Annotated in this window: 1 pseudogene; it reads right to left on the bottom strand. The window is 63.0% G+C overall.

Going from position 1 to position 1046, the window contains the following annotated elements:
* Positions 1-1046, bottom strand: a pseudogene (locus CAPSK01_RS15450) (IS3 family transposase); the annotation flags it as partial.

The raw sequence follows: 1046 nt of genomic DNA, 5'->3' as shown, positions 1-1046 counted from the left end.
CGCCACCTATGCCGTTTCGATAGACGGCTGCGGGTGCCGTGTTGCCCAGCGACTGGTGCGGACGCTCAGCGTTGTAGAAGGCAAAATACTCGGCCAGGCCAACCATCAGTTCGCCCATCGTGGCATAGCCCTTCAGATACACGTCCTCGTACTTGACGCTGCGCCAGAGGCGCTCGACGAAGATGTTGTCGAACACGCGCCCCCGCCCATCCATGCTGATGACGACGCCTTCCCGTTTCAGCACGCCGGTGAAGGCTTCACTGGTGAACTGTGCGCCCTGATCGCTGTTGAAGATTTCTGGCGTGCCGTGGCTACGCAGGGCCTCCTCCAGGCAGTCGACACAGAACACCGATTCCATGCTGTTGCTGATCCGCCAGCTGAGCACCTTGCGGCTGTACCAGTCGATCACGGCGACCAGGTAGGCGAAGCCGTGGGCCAGCCGGATGTAGGTGATGTCCGTGCTCCACACCTGGTTGGGTCGGACCACAGGAACGCCCCGCAGCAAGTACGGATAGACCGGGTGCTCTGGGCGCGGGCGGCTGGTGTTCGGCCCCGGCGCCAGGCCCGACAGCCCCATCAGTCGCATCAGGCGTCGTACCCGCTTGCGGTTGACCGTGTGCCCCACCTTCTCAAGAAAGATCACCATCCGGCGGGTGCCGTAAAACGGGTGCCGCGTGTACTCCTCGTCAATGAGCCGACTGTGGAGAAGATCGTTGGCATCGACCACCGGCGGCCGGCGCTGCGCGTAGACCGTGGCGCGGCATAACCCTGCCAGTGCGCATTGCTGCACCACGGCGACGGCCTCGCCGGGGTCGATCCACGCCTGCCGTATCACGGCAGGCTGATCCCAGACTTTTTTTTGAGCCACTCCAGTTCCATCTTCAACTTGCCGATCTCGCTGTACAACAGCTCCGGCTCCCGGTGCGCCGCCGCCGGCTTGGGGCCGCGCTTGCCTTCAAACAGCGTCTTGGCATTCTCCTGGATGGCCTTCTTCCATTGTCCAACCTGCACAGGATGCACGCCGTATTCCCGCCCAATCTCGTTGA

This window comes from Candidatus Accumulibacter vicinus (genome assembly GCF_000584955.1).
Classification (GTDB): domain Bacteria; phylum Pseudomonadota; class Gammaproteobacteria; order Burkholderiales; family Rhodocyclaceae; genus Accumulibacter; species Accumulibacter vicinus.
This window is presented reverse-complemented; position numbering and strand designations above follow the sequence as displayed.